Source organism: Mesorhizobium sp. WSM4311, assembly GCF_002295115.1.
Classification (GTDB): domain Bacteria; phylum Pseudomonadota; class Alphaproteobacteria; order Rhizobiales; family Rhizobiaceae; genus Mesorhizobium.
The window spans coordinates 201,379-224,483 of the sequence record NZ_NSFV01000003.1 but is presented as its reverse complement, the minus strand read 5'-3'; the positions used below and the strand labels follow the sequence as shown (position 1 = coordinate 224,483).

The 23,105-nt window shown below is 61.0% G+C and carries 18 protein-coding genes and 1 pseudogene; 15 read left to right on the top strand and 4 right to left on the bottom strand.

The window, feature by feature from the left end:
* The first annotated feature begins 63 nt into the window (after positions 1–63).
* Both CK226_RS08350 and CK226_RS08345 read left to right on the top strand, forming a co-directional pair.
* Positions 64–1,059: a sterol desaturase family protein gene (locus CK226_RS08350; protein WP_095791842.1), complete on the top strand. Its 996-nt coding sequence runs from the start codon at positions 64–66 to the stop codon at positions 1,057–1,059.
* Complete coding sequence (locus CK226_RS08345) at positions 1,056–2,198, top strand: GNAT family N-acetyltransferase (protein WP_245437694.1); 1,143 nt, start codon at positions 1,056–1,058, stop codon at positions 2,196–2,198. Before CK226_RS08350 ends, CK226_RS08345 begins: the two co-directional genes overlap by 4 nt.
* Positions 2,199–2,226: 28 nt before the next feature.
* Here CK226_RS08345 and CK226_RS08340 read toward each other — a convergent pair whose 3' ends face one another.
* The gene (locus CK226_RS08340; RefSeq protein WP_095770889.1) at positions 2,227–2,694 is read right to left on the bottom strand and encodes a peroxiredoxin; all 468 of its coding nucleotides are present in this window, start codon (positions 2,692–2,694) and stop codon (positions 2,227–2,229) included.
* A 95-nt stretch (positions 2,695–2,789) separates the two neighbouring features.
* On the opposite strand from CK226_RS08340, the gene CK226_RS08335 reads away from it, so the two are divergent.
* The 4 genes from CK226_RS08335 to CK226_RS08320 all read left to right on the top strand — a co-directional run bounded on the left by CK226_RS08335 (position 2,790) and on the right by CK226_RS08320 (position 10,063).
* Positions 2,790–6,164, top strand: coding sequence for a DUF3971 domain-containing protein (locus CK226_RS08335; RefSeq protein WP_095791568.1), 3,375 nt, complete (start codon positions 2,790–2,792; stop codon positions 6,162–6,164).
* A 181-nt stretch (positions 6,165–6,345) separates the two neighbouring features.
* Entirely contained in the window at positions 6,346–7,002 is a 657-nt protein-coding gene (locus tag CK226_RS08330) for a hypothetical protein (RefSeq protein WP_095791567.1), read from the top strand.
* A gap of 62 nt (positions 7,003–7,064) precedes the next feature.
* Positions 7,065–7,625 carry a hypothetical protein gene (locus tag CK226_RS08325; RefSeq protein WP_142887618.1) on the top strand — a complete coding sequence of 187 codons (561 nt, stop codon included), beginning with the start codon at positions 7,065–7,067 and terminating at the stop codon, positions 7,623–7,625.
* Entirely contained in the window at positions 7,622–10,063 is a 2,442-nt protein-coding gene (locus CK226_RS08320) for a nucleoside triphosphate pyrophosphohydrolase (protein WP_142887617.1), read from the top strand. The genes CK226_RS08325 and CK226_RS08320 overlap by 4 nt, the downstream gene beginning before the upstream one ends.
* Positions 10,064–10,131: 68 nt before the next feature.
* Here the strand turns inward: CK226_RS08320 and tyrS are convergent, their stop codons facing one another.
* Entirely contained in the window at positions 10,132–11,385 is a 1,254-nt protein-coding gene (tyrS, locus tag CK226_RS08315) for a tyrosine--tRNA ligase (protein WP_095791841.1), read from the bottom strand.
* A 307-nt stretch (positions 11,386–11,692) separates the two neighbouring features.
* Here tyrS and CK226_RS08310 point away from each other — a divergent pair, with 307 nt between their 5' ends.
* From CK226_RS08310 to CK226_RS36155, 4 genes and pseudogenes are all read left to right on the top strand, one after another.
* The gene (locus CK226_RS08310; protein ID WP_095791564.1) at positions 11,693–12,427 is read left to right on the top strand and encodes a glycosyltransferase family 2 protein; all 735 of its coding nucleotides are present in this window, start codon (positions 11,693–11,695) and stop codon (positions 12,425–12,427) included.
* Positions 12,420–12,752 (top strand): lipid-A-disaccharide synthase N-terminal domain-containing protein, encoded by a 333-nt coding sequence (locus tag CK226_RS08305; RefSeq protein WP_010909058.1) that lies wholly within the window; start codon positions 12,420–12,422, stop codon positions 12,750–12,752. Before CK226_RS08310 ends, CK226_RS08305 begins: the two co-directional genes overlap by 8 nt.
* A 41-nt stretch (positions 12,753–12,793) precedes the next feature.
* Complete coding sequence (locus CK226_RS08300) at positions 12,794–14,443, top strand: glycosyltransferase family 39 protein (protein ID WP_179300999.1); 1,650 nt, start codon at positions 12,794–12,796, stop codon at positions 14,441–14,443.
* A gap of 45 nt (positions 14,444–14,488) precedes the next feature.
* Positions 14,489–15,160 (top strand): annotated as a pseudogene (locus CK226_RS36155) (phosphatase PAP2 family protein); the annotation flags it as partial.
* A gap of 156 nt (positions 15,161–15,316) precedes the next feature.
* On the opposite strand, the gene CK226_RS08290 reads toward CK226_RS36155, so the two are convergent.
* Both CK226_RS08290 and CK226_RS08285 read right to left on the bottom strand, forming a co-directional pair.
* The gene (locus tag CK226_RS08290) at positions 15,317–15,967 is read right to left on the bottom strand and encodes an FMN-binding negative transcriptional regulator (RefSeq protein WP_095791563.1); all 651 of its coding nucleotides are present in this window, start codon (positions 15,965–15,967) and stop codon (positions 15,317–15,319) included.
* A gap of 21 nt (positions 15,968–15,988) precedes the next feature.
* Positions 15,989–16,663, bottom strand: coding sequence for an alpha/beta hydrolase (locus tag CK226_RS08285; protein WP_027046762.1), 675 nt, complete (start codon positions 16,661–16,663; stop codon positions 15,989–15,991).
* A 240-nt stretch (positions 16,664–16,903) separates the two neighbouring features.
* On the opposite strand from CK226_RS08285, the gene CK226_RS08280 reads away from it, so the two are divergent.
* From CK226_RS08280 to CK226_RS08260, 5 genes are all read left to right on the top strand, one after another.
* A complete protein-coding gene (locus CK226_RS08280) occupies positions 16,904–18,067 on the top strand; it encodes a cysteine desulfurase family protein (protein ID WP_095791839.1) in 1,164 nt (387 codons plus the stop codon).
* Between the two features lie 190 nt (positions 18,068–18,257).
* Positions 18,258–19,775, top strand: coding sequence for a Fe-S cluster assembly protein SufB (gene sufB, locus CK226_RS08275; protein WP_095770374.1), 1,518 nt, complete (start codon positions 18,258–18,260; stop codon positions 19,773–19,775).
* A gap of 27 nt (positions 19,776–19,802) precedes the next feature.
* Complete coding sequence (gene sufC / locus CK226_RS08270; RefSeq protein WP_015318168.1) at positions 19,803–20,558, top strand: Fe-S cluster assembly ATPase SufC; 756 nt, start codon at positions 19,803–19,805, stop codon at positions 20,556–20,558.
* A gap of 25 nt (positions 20,559–20,583) precedes the next feature.
* Positions 20,584–21,852, top strand: coding sequence for a Fe-S cluster assembly protein SufD (gene sufD, locus CK226_RS08265; RefSeq protein WP_095791838.1), 1,269 nt, complete (start codon positions 20,584–20,586; stop codon positions 21,850–21,852).
* Between the two features lie 4 nt (positions 21,853–21,856).
* A complete protein-coding gene (locus CK226_RS08260; RefSeq protein ID WP_095770884.1) occupies positions 21,857–23,101 on the top strand; it encodes a cysteine desulfurase in 1,245 nt (414 codons plus the stop codon).
* The last annotated feature ends 4 nt before the right edge of the window (positions 23,102–23,105 follow it).

Here is a 23,105-nt window from a genome sequence, read left to right as displayed (position 1 = left end):
TTTTAATTGACGGTTTTCGACTAGAAGCGGTACCGGGGTTTGGGACACACTATGGCGGCAGGAATGCTGGGCGATCTGGCTGGCAAGATCCTCGACAAGATCTCGGGCACCAGTTTGCTGGCGACCGGGCTTTTGCTGCTGACTGCTTTTGTCAGCGCGCTCGTCGCCTATTGGCGCACGGTCGAGGAGAAGAGCTGGAAGGAGTTCTTCGAGTTCGTCATCCCGCACGAGGTCATCACCCATCCCTCGGCGAGGGCCGACCTGCTGTTCTGGGTCACGAAGAAGGCCCTGATGCCCTTCCTGATGCTACCCGCCGGAATAGTCTTCGTCTCGGCGGTGGGCTACGCAACCAACTGGCTGTTTTCGACACTCTTCCAGTTCCAGCCGCCGCTGGTCGAGGGACCGGCAGGCCCGGTGACGGTGCTGATCTTCACCATCACCATGCTGCTCGCCTACGATATTTCCTATTATCTCTATCACGTCGCCCAGCACCGCTATCCGGTGCTCTGGGAATTGCACAAGGTGCATCACTCGGCCGAGGTGATGGTCGGGATCACCAAGGACCGGGTCCACCCGCTCGACGAGCTGATAAATCGCGCCTGGGATGGCCTCGTCGTCGGCATCTGCTTCGGCATCTGGTCGCTGATTTCACTGAACCTTGCCGAACTGACCGTCTTTGGCGTCAACGTCTATGTCATGCGCAACATCCTGATGATGGATTTCGTCAGGCACACGCATTTCAAGATTTCGTTCGGCCCGCTCAACAATGTGGTCCTGTGTCCGCATTGGCACCAGCTGCATCACAGCACCGATCCGCGCCACTACGACAAGAATTTCGGGCTGCTCTTCTCGTTCTGGGACCGACTCTTCGGAACATTGTGCGTGCCGAAACCCGATGAGGACTTCAAGTTCGGACTGGTTGACCGCAATGTGCGCGACTACCAGTCCCTCTCCGGCCTTTATGTGATGCCGTTGAAGCGGATGTGGGGGCATATTGCCAGGCGCATCCGGCCCGCAAAGCCAAGGACCTCGCGATCATCGGAAGGGACACGGCCATGAACGGTCCCTTCGTGCTGGCGATCCCGCGGACACGCACCTTCGAAGTCGTGACATCGGCGGCGCGGCTGGCCGAGATCGCACCGGCCTGGACCGCGCTCTGGCAGCGAGCCGGCGGGCTTGTCTTCCAGCACCCGGACTGGATCGCAGCCTGGTGGCGCACCACCCCGCATCAGGAGCGGCGCACGCTCAGGATTGGGCTCGCCTGGAATGGCGAGCGGCTCGACGGCGTGATCGCGCTCGCCACGTTCAAGCGCTCCGGCATCCGCATGCTCGAATGGGCGGCGAAGGATCACAGCGACTATGGCGACGCGCTGGTTGCGCCCGAAAGCGATCCGCAGGTGATCTCCCGCCTCTGGCAGCATGTTTTTGACCAGGGCGGCTTCGACCTCGTCTATCTCAACCGCCTGCTGCCGAATGCCAGTGTCCGGGCGCTGCTGGATCCGGCCTCGCGCCATGGCAAGGCGCTTCGGCCCAACCACCGCAGTGAAATCAGCTACCGTGTCGTCGGCCCCTGGCAAAGTGGGGCGGAATGGTTCGAGGCGCTGTCCAAGAAAGCCCGACAGAACTACCGTCGTGGCCGCAAGTTCATGGAAGAAGCCGGTGCACTGCGTTTGCGCCTGCTCGATGCGTATGACCCACGCGAGCCGGTACTCGCACGCGTCGCGGTGCTGAAGCGCCTCTGGCTCGCCCGGCATGGCCGCGCCTCGGACCTGTTCGACGAGGGCTCGCCCGTTCTCGCCGCGCTGGTTTCGGTGCTGGCCGAACTCGGGCTGTTGCGCATCTTCGTGCTGGAACTCGACAACACGATCATCGCCGTCTCGATCAATTTCGAGCAGCACGGCACGATGATGGCTTTCGTCACCACCTATGATCCCGAATATGAGCGAGCCTCGCCGGGCATGGTGCTGATGATGGATTATATCCAGTGGTCGCTCGACCGTGGCCTTGCCAAAGTCGATTTTCTCTGCGGCGGCGAGGATTTCAAGCGGCGCTTTGCCACGCAATCAGTCAGGCTGTCGTCGATGATCGGCGCGCGCGGTCTGCGCGGCCATCTCGCCGCGCTGGCCGATCGTGCGGTCCATGTCACGAAATCCTGGCGGGCACAGCGGCAGCCGAAGGCACAAACGCCCGACCAGTAACGACGGCTCGTATGGGCCTTGGCCGCGCTCAAAGCGCGCGAACGGCTTCCAGCACTTCCTCGGCATGGCCCTTGACCCGGACCTTGCGCCAAATCCTGGCGATCCGACCGTCACGGCCGATCAGGAACGTCGCTCGCTCGACGCCCATATATTTGCGGCCATACATCGATTTCTCGACCCACAGATGGTAGGCCTCGATCACCTTGCGCTCCTCGTCGGCGGCGAGGTCGACGGTGAGGTTGTATTTCGATTTGAACTTGTCGTGCTTCTTGACGTTGTCTGGTGACAGACCGATCACCACAGCGCCTGCCTTCTCGAATTGCGGTTTCAACTGTGAAAAGCTGATCGCTTCCTGGGTGCAGCTTGTTGTGTCGTCCTGTGGATAGAAGTAGAGCACCACGGGTTTGCCGGCAGATGCGGCCAGGCTGAGCGAGCCGCCGCCATCCCGCGGCAAATCGAATTGCGGCGCAAGATCGCCCACGTCGAGGTCAGCCATATCGATGCCCTTGTTTGAGGTTACGCGCGACGCAACACCGATATAGTGTCGACCGGGGATTCGTCCACGAGCGAATTTGTACAACGGAAGATTGCGTGGATCAGGAGCAACCGCAGCACGAGAAGATCCGGTTCAGGCGTGACGAGATCACCGACCTGGGGGCTTTGCCATCCGCGTGCCGCGTTCCACCACTCGGCCAGGCGTCGATCGGCCGCGGCTTCCGCATCCTTTCGCGCTTGTTCGCCGGCATGGTCGCGTTCGTGTTGCTGGCCGCGGTCGTTGTCTATCTGGTCGGAGCTTCCGGGATCGGCTCCGAGCGGCTTCGGGCGGAAGCGGAGACCGCCATCGAGAAACTCGCCGGTGTCGATGTTAATGTGGCGGTCGGGCCGGCGCGCATCACGCTCGACAGTTCGAGCTTCGTCGCGCTTCAGGTCAGCGACGTCAGCCTGAAGACATCGGACGACAAACCGATGGCGGATGCTGGCCGCGTCCGCTTCGGCATGCGCCTGATCCCGCTTCTTTGGGGAGAGGTGCGGCTGACCAGCGCCAGGATATCGGATGCTCACATCGTTGTGGCGGCCATGCCGTCCGGCGGCGACTGGACAGCGCAATTGCGCAATGAGGACGGCCTCGTCGATCCGGAGAGACTGTCAGACGCGCTGTTCGGCAACATACATCGCGCGCTCGACGCCGTGCGGGAAGATTCGATGCGCCGGATCGATCTCACCAATGTCGAATTCGTGCTGCCAGACGCGGGGGCGATCAAGCTGGTCAAGATCGCCGACGCCACCGTCGTACAATCGGGGCCGGGCGCCGTGGAGTTTTCCTCAGAGGCGGATGTCGACGGCAGGAAGGTCACGGTTGCCGCCTCCGCCACCCGAGATGTCGCCGCCCATCGCGTCACGGCGCTGACTGCGAGCGTCGATCTGTCATCTGCCGACGCCACCGGCGCCGGGAAGCTGGGCGCGATCGCGTTGAAGCTGACGGGAGCGGAAGGATCCGGCACCAATGAATCACGGCTGACGGCCTCTCTGTCGTCCGCCGGGTCGGTGCTCGATCTTGGCACGCGCGGCTTGCTGCCTGCCGATGTCGATGTCGATGCGACGCTTGTCCATGGCAGCAACAAGATCCAGGTCGACAGGCTGTTGCTGAAATCCGGCCGGTCCTCTTTCAATTTCGGCGGCTCGATAGGGCCAAAGCCGGCGACAGGGGCGGCGGGCGAGGAACCGTCCTACCGCTATGACCTGACCAGCGACGGTTCGACCCTGGCGCCATCGGAATCGCCCGAGCCCGCGCTGACCTTCCTCGCCCGCATCGCCGGCGTCTATCAGACCGAGAGCCATAAATTGGTGGCCGAGCAGATCGCGGTTCGGTCCGCCGCTGCCGGCGAGGTACTCGGCACCGCGGCCGTGGCTTTCGTTGACGGCAAGGCCCCCGGGATCAATCTGGCGCTCAACGTGCACGACATGCCGGTCTCGCACGTCAAGCAGCTGTGGCCGTGGTTTTCGGCGCGCAATGCGCGGCTCTGGGTGCTGGACAATCTGTTCGGCGGCCGCGTCGTCGATGCCAACCTCCAGTTCCAGGTCGTGCCGGATCGCCTCGGCAACGGCGTGCCGCTTTCGGCCGACGAGGTGTTCGGCCGCTTCCAGATCGAAGGCTCGCGTTTTGACACGGCCGGCCGCATCCCGCCGATACGCGACGCGGTCGGCGTCGTCGCCTTCCACGGCAATGACGTCGACATTTCGCTCTCCTCGGGCACCGTCTTCATGCCCAGCGGCCGCACCGTGGCCGCCAGCAACGGTACGCTGGCGGTCAAGGCGGCGAACCGCCCGCCGGTCATCGGTGCGCTCGACATCGATGTGGAGGGCGAGGCGCCGGCTGTCGCCGAACTCGCCTCCTACGAGCCGATCAACGCCATGCGCCATGTCGGCTTCCTGCCGGAGGATCTGTCCGGCAGCGTCACTGGCCATGTCCGGGCCGACATTCCGCTGCAGTCAGGCGTCGATACGTCGAAGCTCGACTGGCTGGTGTCGCTCGACTACACCGGCCTGTCGCTGGCCAAGCCGTTCGAGGGACAGACCGTGACGGATGCCGACGGCTCGATCACCGTCGACCCGGAAAAGGCGGTGATCTCCGCCAAGGCAGCGCTCAACGGCATTCCGGCCGAACTCGACCTGATCGAGCCGTTGGCGGACAACGGGCCGGCGCGCAGCCGCAAGGTGGCCCTGGTGCTCGACGACAAGGTCCGTGCCGCGGCCATGCCCGGCCTGACGCCGCTGCTTGGGGGAACGGTGAAGGTCGCGATCGACAAGAGCGGCAGCGGCAACCAGAACGTCTCGGCCGACCTGACCAATGCCAGGCTGGACATTCCCTGGGCCGGCTGGAGCAAGGGGGCAGGGGTTCCCGCCAACGTCACCTTCGTCATGACCAAGGCCGGCGACACCACGACGCTGTCCGATTTCAACCTCGACGGCAAAACATTCTCCATCGACGGCAGCATCGTGCTGGTCAACGGCGCCCTGTCGTCGGCCAGGTTCGGCAAGGTCACCTTGAACCGGGGTGACGACGTCGCGATTTCGGTGAAGCGTTCGGGCAAGGGCTACGCCGTCGACATAAACGGCAAGGCGCTCGACGCCCGTTCGCTCATCAAGCAGTTCACGTCCGATGTGGACACCGCGACCAAGACGACCGGAACGGACAACATTTCCGTCAGCGCCGACGTCGAGCAGCTCACCGGCTTCCATGACGAGCAACTGTCCAATTTGAAGCTCGACTACAGCGCGGCCGGCTCAAGGGTGAACGGGCTGAAGGTCAGCGCCACGGCAAGTTCGGGCGCGGCTATCACCATCAGCAACACTACCGGCGACGGCCGGCGCTCGCTCAACGTGAAGTCGGCGGACGCCGGCGCGATATTGAGGTTCCTGAACGTCTACGAGCACATGGAAGGCGGCTCGATCATGCTGGCGCTGACGGGGGCCGGCGACGGGCCGATGACGGGCAAGGTCGACACCAGCAACTTCTTCATCGTCAACGAACCGAAGCTCGCCTCGATTGTCTCGACCACGCCGGCCGGCGACAACCGCAGTCTCAACCAGGCGGTCAAGGGCAATCTCGACACATCGCGGGTCAAGTTCGAACGCGGCTATGCCGAGATCGAGAAAGGCAGCGGCTATCTGAAGCTGGCCAATGGCGTGCTGCGCGGTCCGCGCATCGGCACGACGTTCCAGGGCATCCTCTACGACCAGAACAACAATATGGACATGACTGGCACCTTCATGCCGGTCTATGGCCTCAACCGCATCTTCGGCGAATTGCCTATCGTCGGCGCGCTGCTGGGCAACGGCCGCGACCGCGGCCTGATCGGTGTCACTTATCGGCTCAGGGGCAATGCCAACAAGCCGGTGCTTGACGTCAACCCGCTCTCGGTGATCGCGCCGGGCATCTTCCGGTCGATTTTCGAGTACCGATAAGTGAATGCGTCGTGCGCGTAGCTTTACTGACCCCAGATCGCCTTCCGGAATATCAAGGCATCGCAGGAGGTTCAGCTTTGGAATTTCTGTTTGCCGCAGGCCCAAAATTGAGCCCAGATTCCTTTGCCGAGCGAATCCGCATATAGTAGGGTCACGACCGATGACGTCGAGGATGTAAGCCATGCAGCTAGATCACCATAAGGTAGGAGATAGGTTTTCGTCGCTGCTGTCGACGGGGCGGAATCAGCGCGCCATCTACGATCAGATTATTTTTGAAACGCAGGAATGCGTCGTTTGTCCTACGTTAGGTTCCATACTGCCGAACTGGTTGCTGGTGATCCCTAGGAGGCGAGCAATCAATTTCGCCCACTGGCAAGCAGAAACCGGGCAACGGGTAGCAGATGTCGTCAGCGCAATAGCAGACGAATTCGGCCTTTATGATGAGCGGGTTGTTTGGTTCGAGCACGGCCCTGCAGAAAACGGTTCCTCAATTGGTTGTGGTGTGGATTGGGCGCATTTGCATATCTTGGTGGACGCTCCATTTTCCGCGCCGGAAATGGTGGCAAGGTCGGCAGAGATGCAGTCGCTCAATTGGACTTCTTTCGATGCATCCAAATTGTACGAAATGGTCGATCGTAACAAATCCTACCTCATGGCAGGAGGGGACGATGCCAGCCACTTGGTTCAGGATGTAGAGCATGTGGGTTCCCAATTTTTGCGCAGGGTGGTGGCGGACTTGGTAGGTTTGAGGGGCGAATGGAACTACCGAACAAGTGAGAATCTTGCTAACGTGCAAGCAACGCTCAAACGATTTCCCGCTAAGAATTTTGTTGCGTGAATACCGCTGCGGAGTCCGATAAACCAAGCAGCAGCGCCCCTACCGGCCGGGCTGGGGAATTCGTGAATCCGCTCAAACCGCCCGAATATACCGATGGCAGGTTGCCCGGTGATTGGAAAAGTAGGTATCCCCCCGAAGCTCGGAAATGTATCAACCAAGAGGCTGCCATTTTAGCAGCAATGCTCGTTTTCTTTACCGCCGTTAGCGGACTTTTTGTCGGTGTCGCGGATCAATCGATGGATATTTCGCTCGCGAGGCTAGCATTCAGCTCGGCTCAGCCACCTATTTTGCACGTGAATTTTCGCCTCCTAGCTATTTACTTCGTAGGTGGCGTCGGAGGTGTGACATTCTCTATCAAATGGCTGGTACACTCAGCCGCCAAATGCAAATGGCACTTAGACCGTCGTTACTGGCGCCTCTTCGTGCCTTTGGTCGGCGGAATCTATGCGTGTGTCGTTCTGACGCTGCTCGATAGCGGGATCATAGGCAGTAGTTCAGGCCAACCCCGGGCCGTTGCGCCATCGGCAGCCTTGGCTTTCTTGGTGGGCTACTTTTCTGATGGCGTGAGCGGACTGCTCTCAAACGTAGCGAATGCCGTTTTTGGAACGTTAGAGAAGAAATGACCGAGCAGGTGCTCTTCTCAGACGATGCCCCCCCTTTTGAATGGTCTGATATCTCGCGCCTCTCGGAACACTTCGGCCCAAAAGGGGCTGGATTAGCGATTCTCCCGCGGTTATGGACTCCTCGTTTCGCATTGCTGAGCGCTGAACTTGTCCAAGCAGTTTCTAAAAGCCCCGAAAAGTTTTTGGAGCGGCTAGGTTCTTCTCTATCACGAGTACGTGAAATAGCAGAAGAAACGGGACAACTGTACGTGCGATCAAGCGTGATCGGCGAAGCGATCTGGGAGAGGGGAAGTTTCACTAGTGTAGTTGTTCCCTATCATGCGGATACATTCGTAGAGAACATCGTGGAGGCGGTTGCTCATGTCACGAAATCTGCGCGAGGGAGGCCAGTTGCCATAGTATTGCAAAGTTATATTCAGCCTCGCGCTGGCGGAGAATTTGGAAATGTCCTGCGGATTTCAAAAACGCGTGACCATTGGGAACTTGCTTCTGAGGCGGCCGGAAGAGTGTCCCGAACGCGACTCAACTCTCAGCGAGATGAAGCTTGGAACTATCGATCGCCACTGGTTGTCAAAGGATTGTCCCAAGAGCGATTGTTTGGCTCAATCGCAGCCTGGATAAATAACGTTCTAATTCGCGGAATGGCCCATCGGGTGAATTGCGAATGGGTCGCAACACATAATCGAGTCTATCTTGTTCAAATCGACGAGGAGACTGAGGATTTCACGGGCGTCAATCCATTTCAGCTCACGATACAGCCCATTCATCAGCCAGCCGCTGCGGGTGGGACTTACATAAGGGTCGCTGATGCAGCGTCAATCGGCCGATGGGACAAATTGAAAGTCCTCAACGAGTTGTGGGAGGAGGGAGCCTCGCGTAGACCCATGTTGTTCTATGCGGAACTCTCTGTTTTGCCCCCAAGCGGTGATGAAGATGGGTTCACGCGCTTGGTTAAAGATTTTCGTGAGTTAATTGGACCTGACCAGATCATCGTTAGAACTAGTGTTCGCGCAGGCGCGGAAAAGCTTCCAAATCTTGGTCGAACAGAAGGAATGAATCCGCTCTCAGCCGCTCAATGGTGTCTTGAGCAGCGGGATTTATCCCTGGAACAAGAAGAGAAACTCGAGGCCCTCGCGTTCGTGATCCATCGGTTTATGGCTGCGCGCGCGGCAGCGTGGGTTCGTGCGGATCCAAATAGCCCGGTGGTGGAGATTCACAGTCTTTGGGGCTTGCCCGACGCTTTGCAATATTGCCCATACGATATCTGGGAAGTGCACTTACCTACTTCTATAGCAACGGAGTACCCCGACTACAAATCCAACATGATGGTAGCTCGAGAGGATGGCAGTTGGGAGTATGTTCGCGTCAAGAATGAAGTTGCTCGCAGCCTGAGCATTGGTCGGCGTGAGGCTCTGGATATTGCTGGACGCACAGCCGAAATTAGCAGGAGATTGGATAAACCCTGCCATGTAATGTGGTTCATTGGATGCCGTGCCTCCGACGGAGTTGACTTCAGCGTTCCTTGGTATTGGACAGAAGCCCACGAAGCAGAACGAAATCTCGACCGCGCAAACTATCAACTCGTCCGCATTGCCAATCGTACCGACCTTGAAAAATTCGAAGCGGATGACCGCCCGAAAACGCGATTGGCGTTGGAATTGATGCCGACGGATCAGTCTCTTATGCGAGATATGTCTTTCATAGAGGCTGTTGGAGCTGCGGCGATGGCCGCATCAGTTCCTGTTTTTCTTGCTGGCTCAACGCTTGCCCATGCATACTTCGCGCTCAGTCGAGCAGGTTGCGTGGTCATAGCAAGGGGTGAAAAGGAGCATTCTCGGATACGCCGAAACACGACATTCGGAAAAATTGTTAGAGACAAAATACCTGACCGGATCGCTCGGAGAAAAGAGACTGGAATCACCCAGAAGGTGCCACAGGAATTCAAGAAAGCCTTTTTAACAAGCAAATTGCTTGAGGAGGCATTGGAGGTTCGTGGTGCGGATACGCCTGAAGAGAAGCGGCTGGAGCTCGCTGATTTGTACGAAGTATTGCGCGCCCTGGCGAATACCGAGAACATTGGTATGGATGAGGTTGTTAAAGCTGCTGATGAAAAAAAGGAAAAATCAGGAGGCTTCGATGATGGCTTGGTACTGATGCAGACTGCGATCTTGGGACGAAATAAACGTGGAATACCAGAGTCTGAGAAGCACCTCACTCAGGTCCTGGCCCGAAAGACAGCAAACGACACGTTTGAGCTGCCTTTCACCTTCTTCGGTTTCATGGAACTTGATCAACCTCGCTCACTTACATTCGATGCGGCTGGCGTCAAATTACATCTAACGCTAAAATCGGATCGACTGGAAATGAGGGCCTCGCGAGAGATGGAGCAACTTGAACTTCCGCTGGACTTCGTTGTTTCAGAGGATCGAGATGAGTAGCATGCGTTGAGCCTGCTTTCTTGAGCACGTTGCCGTACAAAAATGACATGCATTTGTTGGGGAAGATATCAGGCCGGCCGCACCAGAACGTGTTTTTTCTTGCCGAGTGAAAGCTTTACGACGTTTTCCGGACTCAGATCCTGAAGCGTGACCATGCGGCGGTCGTCATTGACCGACTGGTCGTTGATGCGAACCGCGCCGCCCTGTATGTGGCGCCGCGCCTCGCCATTGGACGATGCCAGCCCGGCCGTGACCAGCAGCGACAGGATGCCGACGCCGGCTTCGAGTGCCGCCTTGTCGGCCCCGACGGTCGGCAATGTCTCGGCGAGCGCCCCCTCCTCGAAGGTCTTGCGCGCGGTTTCCTCGGCCTGGTTCGCCGCTTCGCGGCCGTGGACGATTGCCGTCGTCTCGGTGGCCAGGATCTTCTTGGCCTCGTTGATCTCGGAGCCGCCGAGGGCGGCCAGGCGCGCGATTTCGTCGAGCGGCAGGCGGGTGAATATCTTCAGGAAGCGCTCGACATCGGCGTCCTCGGTGTTGCGCCAGTACTGCCAGAAATCATAGGGCGAGAAGAGGTCGCCGTTGAGCCATACCGCACCCTTCGCCGACTTGCCCATCTTGGCGCCCGACGATGTCGTCAGCAGCGGCGTGGTCAGGGCGTAAAGCTGCGGCGTGCCCATGCGATGGCCGAGATCGACGCCGTTGATGATGTTGCCCCACTGGTCCGACCCGCCCATCTGCAGGCGGCAGTTCTGGCGCCGGGCGAGCTCGACGAAATCATAGCCCTGCAGGATCATGTAGTTGAATTCGAGGAACGACAGCGACTGCTCGCGGTCGAGCCTGAGCTTGACGCTGTCGAAGGTCAGCATGCGGTTGACGGAGAAATGCCGGCCGACATCGCGCAGGAACTCGACATAGTTGAGTTTCATCAGCCAGTCGGCATTGTTGACCATGATGGCGTCGTTCGGGCCGTCGCCGAAGCGCAGGATGCGGCCGAAGATGCGCTTGATGCCTTCGATGTTGGTGGCGATCGCTTCCGGCTTCAGAAGGCTGCGCTGGTCGTCGCGGAAGGACGGGTCGCCGATCATCGACGTGCCGCCGCCCATCAGGGCGATCGGCCGGTGTCCGGTTTCCTGCAGCCAGTAAAGCATGGTCGCCGAGATCAGATTGCCGATATGCAGGCTGGTGGCGGTGGCGTCATAGCCGACATAGGCGGTGACCGTTTCCTTGGCGAAAAGCTCGTCGAGGCCGGTCTCATCCGAAATCTGGTGGATGAAGCCGCGCTCGCTCATCGTGCGCAGGAAATCGGATTTGAAGGCAGGCATGTTTTCTTTCCCGAAAGCGTCCGCCCGGTCCGGCGCGGGCATATGTGAACGGGCGCGTTTAGCATCCAAGCGCGATCAGCAAAAGTGGAATCCGGTTTTGCGTCAGATGGGGCGCCAACCAGGAGGTCGCGATCAGCAAAAGTGGAATCCGGTTTTGCGGCCCGCGCGGATAATGCCGTCACGCTTGCTTCATCGTTTCGGCCGGGGTAATGAGGCGCCGCGCCAAAGGTTCTTGCAGCCCACGACCTCGAGCGGCACCGCACGGCATCCATCAATGCCACATTCGACGACAGAGCCCCGACGCGACATGCCGGACGCATTGATATCCATTGTCATTCCTTGCAGGAACGAGGCGGCAAACCTGCCGCTCTTGATCGACGAGATCGAGGCGGCTATGGCCGGGCGCGACTTCGAACTGATCATCGTCAATGACGGCTCGACCGACGAGACGGCTGCCGTGCTTACCGAACAGACAGCACTTCGTTCCTTCCCGGTGCGGGAATTGCGGCATCAGAAATCCGCCGGCCAGAGCCTTTCCGTGCGCTCGGGCGCCTGGGCGGCGCGCGGCGGCATCGTCGCCACCATCGACGGCGACGGCCAGAACGATCCGCAATACATTCCGGTGCTGGTCGATGCCTTGCGGCAGGCAGGGCCGGATTTCGGCGCCGCCCAGGGCCAGCGCCTCAAGCGCCGCGACAGCAAGGTCAAGCAGCTGGCGTCGCGCTTCGCCAACTGGCTGAGAAACGCCATCCTGCATGACGAGACGCGTGATACCGGCTGCGGCCTGAAGGCTGTCCACACCGATATCCTGCGCAAACTGCCCTTCTTCGACGGCACGCACCGCTTCGTCCCGGCCCTGGTCATCCAGGAAGGCTATCGCGTCGTGCATTGCGATGTCGTCGACCGCTCGCGCCGCCACGGCAAGTCGAACTACGGCGTTTTCGACCGCGGCCTGCAGGGCGCGCTCGATCTCGGCGGTGTCTGGTGGCTGCGCCGCCGACGCCGCAGAATGCCAAAAGTAGAGGAAATCAAGCGTGTTTAACGTGCTCCAGGAACTGGGGACCTGGCTTCACCAGGTTTTCATCAAGCAATTCGATGCGTGGATCCTGCTCGGCTTCGTTGCGCAGTTCTTCTTCACCATGCGCTTCGTCGTGCAATGGCTCGCCTCGGAAAAGGCCAAGCGCAGCGTCGTGCCGGTGGCCTTCTGGTTCTTCTCCCTGTTTGGCGGCGGTCTGCTTCTGATTTATGCCATCCAGCGCCAGGACCCGGTGTTCATCGCCGGCCAGGCCATGGGCATGTTCATCTACATCAGAAACCTCTGGCTGATCGCCAATGAGCGCAAGGCGGCGATGACCAAGGTCGATTGAGCGGCCCGTCACTGCGAAAAAATGGTTAGAGAGGCTGATGCATGGCGTTGAACAGGAACTACCTTCTCCTTTTCCTGTTCAGCCTGGTGATGACGCTTTCGGGGCTGGCATCGCTGCCGCCGATCGACCGGGACGAGTCGCGCTTCGTCCAGGCGACCAAGCAGATGGCCGAGAGCGGCGACTATGTCGACATCCACTTCCAGGAGGCCTCGCGCTACCAGAAGCCGATCGGCATCTACTGGCTGCAGTCGGCGGCGGTGACGCTGAGCGGCAAAGGCGCCGAGGCGCCGATCTGGGTCTATCGCACGATCTCGGCACTGGGCATTGCCATTGCGGTGCTGGCGATCGTTTGGACGGGGACCAATCTTTTCGGCGCCAATGCCGGTATTGCCGCCGGCCTGGTGATGGCCGCGATCTTCGCCACGGCCTTCGAAGGGCGCGACGCCAAGACCGATGCGATGCTGCTGGCCTGCTGCGTGGCGGCGCAAGGCGCGCTGGCGCAGATCTATCTCGCATCGCGCCGCAAAGAACCAGTCGCCGGCCATCTCTGGTGGATTTTCTGGATCGCGCAAGGCGCGGCGATCCTCATCAAGGGGCCGATCGCGCCGCTGCTGTCGGCGCTGACCATCGCGGTGCTGTTCGCCTTCGAACGTGACGGGCGCTGGCTGTCGAAGCTCAGGATCGGACGCGGCCTGTTGCTGGTCGTGGTCATCGCACTGCCCTGGCTTGCCGCGATCACCTGGAAAAGCCATGGCGCTTTCCTGCAGCAAGCCGTCGGCAAGGACATGCTCGGCAAGGTCGCGTCGGGCGAGGAATCACACGGCCTACCGCCGGGCTTCTACATGCTGACCTATTCGCTGTTCATGTGGCCGTTCGGGCTGATCGCGGTCGGCGCCGGCCTCCAGGCCCTCAACCGCCTGCGCGACGATGTCAGGCTGCGCTTCTGCCTCGCCTGGTACATCCCGTTCTGGCTGGTGTTCGAACTGATCCCGACCAAGCTGCCGCATTATGTGCTTCCGGCCTATCCTGGCATGGCGCTGCTGATCGGCTGGCTGCTGACATTGCAGCCCGAGGACGCCAATGCGCCGCTGAAGCGCTGGCAGCAGTGGCTGTGGTGGTCGACCGCCTTCGGCCTGGTCGTGGTCAGCCTTGGCTTGGCGGCGGTTTGCATCGGGGCGCCGATCTATCTCACCCACAGCTTCTCCTGGTGGAGCATACCGGCGGCCGCCGCCGCATTGGGCACCGGCTATTTCGCGTTTGCGCGGCAGCTGCAGGTGCCGTTGCCCCGCATCGGAGCCACCGCGGCCTGTGCCGGCATCACCTATGCCTTGCTGTTCGGCATCATCGCCCCATCGCTGAAACCGATCTGGCTGAGCCCGGCGATCAAGCAGGCGGTGCTTACCAACAAGCCTTGCGACACGACGGTGCTGGCCTCGGCGCGGTATCAGGAGCCAAGCCTGGTGTTCTTGGTCGGCACGAAAACGGTGCTGACCGATGCCGGCGGCGTGGCGCAGCATCTGCTTGCCGATCCTGCCTGCGCGCTAGGGCTGGCGCCGATCGAGGACGAGCAGAAACTGAATGGCATTCTGTCGGTGCAAGGCAAATCCGTGAAACGGGTCGCGGAGATCGACGGCCTCAACTATTCGTCGGGAGACAAATTGTCGCTCGGCCTCTATCGTGTGGCCCCATGATGGCTCGTCGATGCCCATGACGGCAACAATGGGGTCGAATTTCCAATGCTCGTAAAATCGCGCCCTTCAGTTTCCGGTCGGCTCCTTGGGGTAGGGCGACGGTCCCTGGACAATTTTCGCGACACCATGCGGATCGTGAGAGGACGCTTTGCCGCTCGTCCCGCGCGTTACCCCAACATCGCATGGCCGGTCTGGGTCGTCGTTTGGGTGTTGCTGACGGCGGCGGCCTTTGTTCGCCTCGATACACCGGCAGGGTTGGTCCATGGCCAATGGCCGGGAGCCGGGGTGGCGGAATTCCTCACCCAGTTCGCTCTCGGTGGCTGGTACCTGATCCCGTCGGCGCTTTTGCTCGTTGGGGCCAATCTGACCGATTGGCGCAGCCTTTCACGGCGATCGCGGATGCTCGTCTACAACTGGACTTGCCTGGCTTTTCTGGTGCTGAGCGCTGTCGGCCTGTCGGGCCTGCTGGTCAATGTCCTGAAGTATGCGGTCGGCCGGGCCCGCCCGCCCTACTTCCAGGATTTTGGCGTGCTCGCCCTGCACCCCTTCGCCTTTGACGCGCGCTTCGCCGGTTTTCCATCCGGCCATGCCACGACAATGGGGGCGGTGTTCGGCGTTCTCCTGCTTTTGTTTCCGCGGCGTTGGTACATCGCCCTGGTGATCACCGCCTGTCTCGCCTCGACCAGGGTTTTCGTCGGCGCGCACTATCCGAGCGACACGGTGGCCGGCTTCGGCCTTGGCTGCGCCTTCGCGTTGGCTTGCGGGCTGGTCTTTGCCCGGCTCGGCTTCATCTTCCGTCCGACGCCGTCAGGGTTGCCGGTCCGCAAGGCATCCTTCCGACTGATTGCACCGGACAGACAAGTCTTTGCCGGATTAATTGTTGTCCAGGCCGCCGTAGGATCTTACCAGGCGAACCATGTCGGATGCGTCGGCGACTTCGCTTTCCAGTCCCTGCGCCACGCCGGTGCGATCGGCGACGGGGCGGTTCTGGCTGACCTTCCACTTGCCGTGGATATCGCTGATCTCGATCTCCAGCCCGATAATGCCCTTGATCTGCGACTGGATGAAGGGCGGCGGCGCATCGGTCACTGCCCAGGGTGCCTCGCGGGCACCTTCCTGGGAATTGGTCAGATCGCCAATCTGCCGCGCCAGCCACGCCTGGTCGTCGATCACCTTTGCGGTGCCGCGCACCTGCACGATGGCATAATTCCAGGTCGGCACCACCTTGCCGGTCTCGCGCTTGGTCTCGTACCAAGAGGGCGTCACATAGGCATCGGCGCCCTGGAAGACGATCAGCACGGGCGATGCCGGATTGTCGGCAATGAGGCGCCAGTGTGGGTTTGCCTTGGCCAGGTGAGCCCGCATTCTGCCGTTCGGCGCCGCTGCGGCGTCGAGCAGGAAGGGAATGGCGTTGGCGACCGGGCCGTCAGGCCCGTTCGAGATCAGCATGCCGAGCGGATGCGCCCTGATCAGTCCATGCAGCACGTCGGGCCGCGTTTCCTGGAAATGGGGAGGCTCGTACATCGGCGCTGGCGCCTTTCCTGCTTATCTCAGCCGCTTGGGCCGTGGATCGGACAATTCGCCCGCCAGCCGGCGATCGAGATAGTCCGCGCATTCCTCGATCAAAAGATCGGCGTGGTTGGCGAAGAAGTGGTTGGCGCCGGGAAGGGTCTTCTGCGTGATGGTGATGCCCTTCTGCGTGTGCAGCTTGTCGACCAGGCCTTGCACGTCCTTCGGCGGCGCCACCTTGTCGGCATCGCCATGGATGATCAGGCCCGATGACGGGCAGGGCGCCAGGAACGAGAAGTCATAGGTGTTGGGTTGCGGCGCGATCGAGATGAAGCCCTCGATCTCGGGCCGGCGCATCAAGAGCTGCATCCCGATCCACGAGCCGAACGAATAGCCGGCGACCCAGCAGCTCTTGGAATCCGGGTGCAGCGACTGGACCCAGTCGAGTGCGGCGGCGGCATCCGACAACTCGCCGGTGCCGTGGTCGAATTCGCCCTGGCTGCGGCCGATGCCGCGGAAATTGAAGCGCAGCGTGGTGAAATCGCGCTTCTGGAACATATAGAAGAGGTCGTAGACGATCTTGTTGTTCATCGTGCCGCCGAATTGCGGATGCGGATGCAAGACGATGGCGATCGGCGCGCTCTTTTCCTTGGAGGGCTGGTAGCGTCCCTCCAGGCGGCCGGCCGGACCGGTGAAAATGACCTCAGGCATAAAATACTCCACTTGGGTAATACGAATGCGCGGCGCCCGGAACGGACCTTCCTCTGGCCTTGACGCAGGGCGAGCGTCTTCTTAGAAGCTAGTTTAGAACTATTCAAAACTGAGTGGCCAGACGTCGAGCCCGGCCACCCGCGCCGCAAGCCGCGTAAATAGGACGGCTCGCCTTGGAATTTCAAGGAAATAACGCCATACGACGACCGAATGGCTTCTGACGGGATCAACTGGACGAAAATGGCCGCAAAACGCGCCTATCTCGACTACAATGCCAGTGCGCCGCTGCTCCCAGCGGCGCGCGAGGCTATGGTCGCGGCGCTTGACGTGGCGGCCAACCCATCATCGGTCCATGCCGAAGGCCGCGCCGCGCGGCGCCTGATCGAGACGGCAAGGCGCGAGGTCGCGGCTCTGGTGAATGCCAGGCCCGAACATGTCGTGTTCACCTCCGGTGCGACCGAAGCTGCCTCGACGCTGCTGACCCCCGATTGGCAGATGGGGCGCGGCAGCGTGCGCATGAGCCGGCTCTACGTCTGCGAGGCCGATCATCCTTGCCTGCTGAATGGCGGACGCTTCCCGGCGGGGCAAGTGACGTGCATCGGCGTCGATGCCAACGGCATTGCCGACCTTGCCGCCTTGGCCGCGGCACTTGCAGGTCATGACAAGGCCGATGGTCTGCCGCTGGTCGCGATCCACGCGGCCAACAACGAGACCGGCGTGATCCAGCCGATCGCTCGCATCGCCGAAATCGTCAAGGCCGCGGGCGGCATTCTTGTCGTCGACGCCGTTCAGGCCGCCGGCCGCGTTTCCATCGACATATCAGCGGGTTACGCCGATTATTTGATTCTGTCTTCGCACAAGATCGGCGGTCCCAAGGGTGTTGGTGCCATCGCCGCCGCCGCCGATCTGATGATGCCGAAGCCCCTGATCAATGGCGGCGGCCAGGAAAAGGGCCATCGCGGCGGAACCGAAAATCTCGCCGCCATATCAGGCTTTGGTGCCGCCGCGCGCGAAGCGCTGGCCGGACTGCCGGCGATCGATGCGGTGCGCCAGCGACGCGACGAGATCGAAGCGATCGTGAAAATGCTGGTGCCGGAGGCGGAAATCTTTGGAACCGACGCGCCAAGGCTTGCCAACACGACATTCTTCGCTATTGCGGGCATCAAGGCCGAAACCGCGCAGATCGCCTTTGATCTCGCCGGTGTGGCGCTGTCGGCCGGCTCCGCCTGTTCGTCGGGCAAGGTCGGGCCGAGCCACGTGCTGAAAGCCATGGGCTATGGCGACAGTCTTGGCGCCTTGCGCGTGTCGATCGGTGCTGCGACGGGCGCCGAGGACATTGAATTGTTCCGCACCGCGCTGGCGGGAATTGCCCAGCGCCGGGCGGGCAGGGAACAGGCCGCCTGAACGCGGTGAAAAAGGAATTCAGGCTTCGCAGCCTGGTAGAGCCGTGCGTTTGCAAGTGGCCGGGTGAATTTCCGGTCGAAACGCACTATATGGAACTTACGCCACTTCCGGCGCCTCCAGGGGCTGCCGTTGGCGGTGCCATAGTTTGAAAACTGCCGGGCCTTGACCCCGGCGTGGATGGAGAACGCATATGCCTGCTGTGCAGGACACGATCGATCGGGTCCGAAAGATCGACGTCGACCAATACAAATATGGATTCCAGACTGAAATCGCTGTCGACAAGGCTCCCAAGGGCCTGAGCGAAGACATCATCCGTTTCATTTCGGCCAAGAAGGACGAGCCATCCTGGATGCTGGAATGGCGTCTGGAAGCCTATCGGCGCTGGCTGACGCTGGACGAGCCGACCTGGGCGCGCGTCCACTATCCGAAGATCGATTTCCAGGACATCTACTATTATGCGGCGCCCAAGAGCACGCCCGGCCCGTCCTCGCTCAGCGATGTCGATCCCGAACTCTTGAAGGTCTACGAGAAGCTCGGCATTCCGCTGCGCGAGCAGGAAATCCTGGCCGGCGTCCAGAAGACCGATGCCTCCGATCTCGAGGAGCCCAGCGACAACGTCTACAAATCCGGCCGCGTCGCCGTCGACGCGGTGTTCGATTCCGTATCCGTCGTCACCACCTTCAAGAAGGAGTTGGCGCAGGCCGGCGTCATCTTCTGCTCGATCTCGGAAGCCATCCGCGAGCATCCGGAACTGGTGCGGAAATATCTCGGCTCGGTCGTGCCGACATCGGATAATTTCTACGCCACGCTGAATTCGGCCGTGTTCACCGACGGCTCCTTCGTCTTCGTGCCCAAGGGCGTGCGCTGCCCGATGGAGCTGTCGACCTATTTCCGCATGAACGAGAAGAACACCGGCCAGTTCGAGCGCACGCTGATCATCGCCGAGGAGGGGGCTTACGTCTCCTATCTCGAGGGCTGCACCGCGCCGCAGCGTGACGAGAACCAGCTGCACGCGGCGGTCGTCGAACTGGTGGCGCTCGACGATGCCGAGATCAAATATTCGACCGTGCAGAACTGGTACCCCGGCGATGCCGAGGGCAAGGGCGGCATCTACAATTTCGTCACCAAGCGCGGCGATTGCCGTGGCGACCGTTCGAAGATCTCGTGGACGCAGGTCGAGACCGGCTCGGCGATTACCTGGAAATATCCGAGCTGCATCCTGCGCGGCGACGATTCCTCAGGCGAATTCTATTCGATCGCCGTGTCCAACGGCTATCAGCAGGTCGATAGCGGCACCAAGATGATCCATCTCGGCAAGAACACGTCGAGCCGCATCATCTCCAAGGGCATCGCCGCCGGCTTCTCGCAGAACACTTATCGCGGCCAGGTCTCGGCGCACCGCAAGGCGACCAATGCCCGCAACTTCACCAATTGCGACAGTCTGCTGATCGGCGACCAGTGCGGCGCGCATACCGTGCCTTACATGGAAGCCAAGAACTCGACGGCGCAGTTCGAGCACGAGGCGACGACGTCCAAGATTTCCGAGGACCAGAAGTTCTACGTCATGCAGCGCGGCATTCCCGAGGAGGAAGCCATCGCGCTGATCGTCAACGGCTTCGTCAAGGACGTCATCCAGCAGCTGCCGATGGAGTTTGCCGTCGAGGCGCAGAAGCTGATCGGTATCTCGCTTGAGGGCTCGGTCGGCTGACCGGACAGATATTCAGGAAACAAAAGAATGCTTGAGATCAAGAACCTGCACGCCCGCATCGTCGATGACGGCACCGAAATCATCCGCGGCCTGAACCTGACGGTGAAGGCCGGCGAGGTCGCCGCGATAATGGGCCCGAACGGCTCGGGCAAGTCGACGCTGTCCTATATCCTCGCCGGCCGCGAGGACTATGAGGTGACCGAGGGCGACATCCTCTACAACGGCCAGTCGATCCTGGAGATGGATCCGGCCGAGCGCGCCACGTCGGGTATTTTCCTCGCCTTCCAGTATCCGATGGAGATACCGGGTGTGGCGACCATGGAATTCCTGAAGGTGGCGATGAACGAGCAGCGCAAGGCGCGCGGCGAGGAGCCGCTGAAGATCCCGGAATTCCTGAAGCGGGTGAAGGAAGCCGCCGCCTCGCTCAGCATGGACATGGCGATGCTGAAGCGGCCGCTCAATGTCGGCTTCTCCGGCGGCGAGAAGAAGCGCGCCGAGATCCTGCAGATGAAGCTATTGGAGCCGAAACTTTGCGTGCTCGACGAGACCGATTCCGGCCTCGACATCGATGCGCTGAAGATCGTTTCCGATGGCGTCAACGCGCTGCGCGCGCCCGACCGGGCGTTCCTGGTCATCACCCATTACCAGCGGCTGCTTGAACACATCGTGCCCGATAGCGTGCATGTGCTCTACAAGGGCCAGGTCATCAAATCCGGCGACAAGTCGCTGGCGCTCGACCTCGAGGCCAATGGCTATGCCGGCGTGATCGGCGAAGCCGCGTGAGATGCCAGAAGGCAAGGTCAAACTGATGAATATCCACACACAACCGCAGCGGACACCGGCCGAGACAGCGTTGATCGACGCGTTCGGCGACCGGCTGTCGCTGCTGCCGGGCGACGGCGCGGTGATGCTGAAGCGCGACGACGCGATCGAGGCGATCAAGCACGGCCTGCCGACGCGGCGCATCGAATCCTGGCACTATACCGATCTGCGCCGACTGTTGAGCGTGGTGCCGGATTTCGACCCGACCGCCATGGCCAAGGTTTTCGCGCCGATCGTCGAAGGCTCCGCCGTCCTGCCGGTCCTGAACGGCAAATCCGATGTGAAGGTACCGGTCCTTGACGGTGTCACCGTGCAAAGCCTGTCGGAAAAGCTGGTTGATGGCAGCATCGCGCCGGGGCTCGATCCCTATGGCAGCGACGATGCCATAGGCGCGCTGAACACCGCTTTCGTCGCCGACGGTTATTTTGTCGACATCGCCGATGGCACGGAACTTGAAAAGCCGATCGAACTGCAGAATGTGCAGGCCGGCGGCCAGACCCATGTGCGCTTGGCCGTTCGCGTCGGCGCCGGCGCCAAGGCCGTCATCGTCGAGCGTCAGGCGGGTGATGGCGCCGCGCTGGTCAGTTCGGTCAGCCAACTCGTGCTCGGCGAGGGCGCCGAGGTGACATGGCTGATCGTCCAGGAGCAGCCGGAGACGGCGACCCATCTGGCGCAGTTCAAGGCCCATATCGGCAAGAACGCGAAACTGACGCTGTTTGTCATGAACGCCGGCGGCAAGCTTGTGCGCCAGGAGGTCATGGTCAAGACGACTGGCGAAGGCGCCGATTTCAAACTGCGCGGCATCAACCTTCTGGCCGGTGATACCCATGGCGACGTGACAATGGTGCTCGACCACGCCGTGCCGCACACGACCTCGACGGAAGTGATCCGCAACGTGGTGACGGGTAAGGCGCGCGGCGTCTTCCAGGGCCGCATCAATGTCCACCAATATGCGCAGAAGACCAACGCCAAGATGGCCTGCAACACGCTGCTGTTGTCGGATGATGGCGAGTTCTCGACCAAGCCTGAGCTCGAAATCTTCGCTGACGACGTCGTCTGCGGCCATGGCGCGACGGTGACCGAGATCGACCACGACCATCTGTTCTACCTGATGGCGCGCGGCGTTGACGAGAAGTCTGCTCGCGGCCTGCTCGTCAAGGCCTTCGTCGCTGAGGTGATCGAGGAACTGGACGACGAGACGATCGTCGAGGCGCTGGAAGCCAGGCTCGACGAATGGTTCGTAACGCACGGGTGAGATGATGAACGCTCCAGGCAAGATCGGAGATTTCTACGACGTCGAGGCGATCCGCCGCGACTTCCCGATCCTGTCGCGTGAAGTCTACGGCAAGAAGCTGGTCTATCTCGACAACGGCGCCTCGGCGCAGAAGCCGCAGGTGGTGCTGGACACGATCCAGCATGCCTATTCCCAGGAATACGCCAACGTCCATCGCGGCCTGCATTTCCTGTCCAACGCGGCGACCGACGCCTATGAAAAGGCGCGAGAGACAGTGCGCCGCTTCCTCAATGCGCCAAGCACCGACAACATCGTCTTCACCTCGAACACCACCTCGGCGATCAACACCGTCGCCTATGGCTATGGCATGCCCAATATCGGCGAGGGCGACGAGATCGTGCTGTCGATCATGGAGCACCACTCCAACATCGTTCCCTGGCATTTCATCCGCGAGCGGCAGGGCGCCAAACTGGTCTGGGTGCCGGTCGACGATCTCGGCGCCTTCCACATCGAGGAATTCGAGAAGCGGCTGACCGATCGCACCAAGCTCGTCGCCATCACGCAGATGTCGAATGCGCTGGGCACGGTGACGCCGATCAAGGAGATCGTGCGCATCGCGCATGCGCGTGGAATTCCCGTGCTGGTCGACGGCAGCCAGAGCGCCGTGCACATGCCGATCGACGTGCAGGATCTTGACTGCGACTTCTTCGTCTTCACCGGCCACAAGGTCTACGGGCCCTCCGGCATCGGCGTGCTCTACGGCAAGAAGGACATTCTCCAGGGCATGCGGCCCTTCATGGGCGGTGGCGAGATGATCGAGGAGGTGACGGAAGACATCGTCACCTACAACGAGCCGCCGCATCGCTTCGAGGCCGGCACGCCGCCGATCGTCCAGGCAATCGGGCTGGGTGCGGCCCTCGACTACATGGAAAAGATCGGCCGCGAGCGCATCGCGGCGCATGAGGAAGACCTCAAGACCTACGCGCATGAGCGGCTGCGCGCCATCAATTCGCTGCGCATCTTTGGCGATGCGCCCGGCAAGGGCGCGATCATCTCCTTCGAACTGCAGGGCATTCATGCCCATGACGTGTCGATGGTGATAGACAGGCAGGGCGTGGCAGTCCGTGCGGGCACTCATTGCGCCCAGCCGCTGTTGAAACGCTTTGGCGTAACCTCCACATGCAGGGCATCGTTTGGCATGTATAATACCAGGGCCGAAGTCGACGCCTTGGCCGAGGCGCTTGAAAAAGCGCGCAAATTCTTTGGGTGACGAT